Origin of the sequence: Nonomuraea rhizosphaerae, assembly GCF_019396405.1 — a bacterium.
In the GTDB taxonomy this organism is placed as follows: Bacteria; Actinomycetota; Actinomycetes; order Streptosporangiales; family Streptosporangiaceae; genus Nonomuraea; species Nonomuraea rhizosphaerae.
Genome location: NZ_JAHKRL010000125.1, coordinates 1 through 2,350 on the forward strand (window position 1 = coordinate 1; position 2,350 = coordinate 2,350).

Consider the following 2,350-nt stretch of genomic DNA (forward strand, 5'->3'; position numbering starts at 1 on the left):
CCGCCCGGCGGCCGGACGCCTCGCCGGCGAGGTCGCCGACGTTCCTGTTGGGGCCGACGCGGGTGGCGCCGCCGCCGATGGCCGCGTCCTCCGCCTCGTACGTGTCGTACGGCATGTGCGCGCCGCGCCCGACGAAGAGCTGGTCGGTGCTGGTGTTGTTGGCCCGCTTGACCGGCACCTCGTTGGCGTCGTCGGCCAGCACGACCTTGACCGTGTGCCTGCCGTTGGCGGCCGTCCAGGTGCCGAGCGAGACGGGTCCCGCCGTGGCGCCGGGCGCGATGGCGCCGCTGGTGGAGCCGGTGAGCGTCCTGACGACCGTGCCGGCGTCGTTGGTGACGGTCAGCGTGATGCCGTGGGAGCCGCCGCTGGAGGCGATCGTGCCCTGGTTCTTGACGCTCACGCTGAAGGTGACGGTGTCGCCGGCGGCCGGGTTGCCCGGCGTCCAGGCGACCGGGGCGGCGACCAGGTCGGCGGAGTCGACGGGCCGGACGGTGAGCGAGGCGGTGGCGGTGTTGTTGCCCTCGTTCAGCTCGACGACCCTGTTGTCCTCGTCGACCTTGGCGCTGACCTGGTACGTGGCGGCGTCCCGGGTCCCGGCGGAGGCCGAGACGGTGGCCGAGGCCCCCGCGGCGAGCGCGGCCACGTTCGCGGTGCCCACCTTGGTGGCGCCGAGGTAGAAGTTGACGGTGGTGGCGGCCGAGACCAGCGTCCCGGCGTTGCGGACGGTGGCCGACAGCGTGATCGTGTCGGTCTCGACCGGGGAGGCGGGCGAGGAGGTCACGCCGCTGACGGTGAGGTCGGGGTTGGCCGCCGCGGTGCCGAACACCTGGAACTCGGCGACCTGCCCGCCGGGCGCGCCCGAGTTGGCGGTGATGCGGAGCTGCACGTCGGCGACCCTGGCCGTGACCGGGATCGTCACGGAGTTCCCGGTGGCCGGGTCGAAGGTGTAGGTGGCCTGCGAGACCAGGTTGGACACGCCGGTGGCGCCCTGTTCGCGGCCCAGCACCTGGATGGACTGCGTACGCCTGCCCCAGGCCGCGTCCGGGTTGAGCTTGAGCACGACCGAGGTGATGTCGGCGTTCGCGCCGAGCTGCACGGTCAGCGTGTTCGGGTAGGCCGCGCCCTCCCAGTACGTCTGCACGTTGTTGTCGTTGGCGTTGGCGGCCACGTACGTGTGGGTGTGCGAGGACTCGACCATCGGCTTGCCGATCGCCAGGTTCGTCCCGCCGGGATCGCCCGGATCGCCGGGCCCGTCGGCGGTGCCCCACACCTCGAACTCGGAGAGCTGCCCGGCCGGCCAGCCGGTGTTGGCGGTGATCTGCAGCCGGACATGGCGGATGCCGGCCCCGGTCACGGGGATCGTCGCCGTGGGGCCGAAGGTGTAGGTGGCCGCGGCCTTGAGGGTGCTGAAGCTCGTCCCGTTCGCGCTGCCCAGCACGGTGAACGTCTGCGTGCGGCTGGGCCAGCCGCTGGGCAGCTTGAGCGTGAGCTGGCTCAGGGTGGCGGTGGCGCCGAGGTCCACCTGCACCCACTGCGGGAAGGCGTTGTTGGCCGACTCCCAGTAGGTCGCCTGGTTGCCGTCGGTGACGTTGGCGGCGGGGTAGACGTCGGTGTGGCTGCTCGCGGTGGCGGTCTTGCCGGCGGCCAGGTTGGTGTCGGCCGCGGCCTGTGCGGACGGCGCGGCGAGGACTCCGAGAAGTAACGCAAGGGCGGCTAGGACAGCTCTCATGGGGGATGGCCCTTCGAGGAAGACGTTGGCCGAACCATAAGATGTCCAGCAGATAGCAGCAATATTGCGACGAGATTTCGCAAACAATTGACTGACAAGCGACAGCGAGCGATCACCTCCCTTGCTGGTCAGAGCCGTGAAAGTCGCAGGAAGCCCGCCGAAGCCGCCCGCAAGCCCGTACGTCGGATGCGCGTAAGCGGTTGCAAGCATTTGCGCTCACGGCCTTATAGTTTGCGCATGACGCGACGACTCGCAGAGGTGGCCAAGAAGGTCGGGGTGAGCGAGGCGACCGTGAGCCGCGTGCTCAACGGCAAGCCCGGGGTGTCGGAGGCGACCCGCGAGGCCGTGCTGACCGCGCTCGACGTCCTCGGCTACGAGCGCCCCACCCAGCTGCGCGGCGACCGGGCCCGCCTGGTCGGCCTGGTGCTGCCCGAGCTGCAGAACCCGATCTTCCCGGCGTTCGCCGAGGTGGTCGGCGGCGCGCTCGCCCAGCAGGGTTTCACCTCGGTGCTGTGCACCAGGACAGTGGGCGGGGTGTCCGAGGCCGACTACGTCGACCTGCTGCTCCAGCAGCAGGTCAGCGGCGTGGTCTTCGCCGGCGGGCACTACGCGCAGGCCGAC

Annotated in this window: 2 protein-coding genes; one reads left to right on the forward strand and one right to left on the reverse strand. The window is 71.0% G+C overall.

Annotated features, from left to right (window positions below):
- Positions 1-1,729, reverse strand: a 1,729-nt coding sequence (locus KME77_RS06185) for a discoidin domain-containing protein (RefSeq protein WP_219462818.1), incomplete at its 3' end; no start/stop codon positions are given.
- A gap of 237 nt (positions 1,730-1,966) precedes the next feature.
- Between KME77_RS06185 and KME77_RS06190 the strand changes: the two genes are divergently transcribed.
- A partial coding sequence (locus KME77_RS06190) for a LacI family DNA-binding transcriptional regulator (protein WP_219462820.1) occupies positions 1,967-2,350 on the forward strand: 384 nt, incomplete at its 3' end.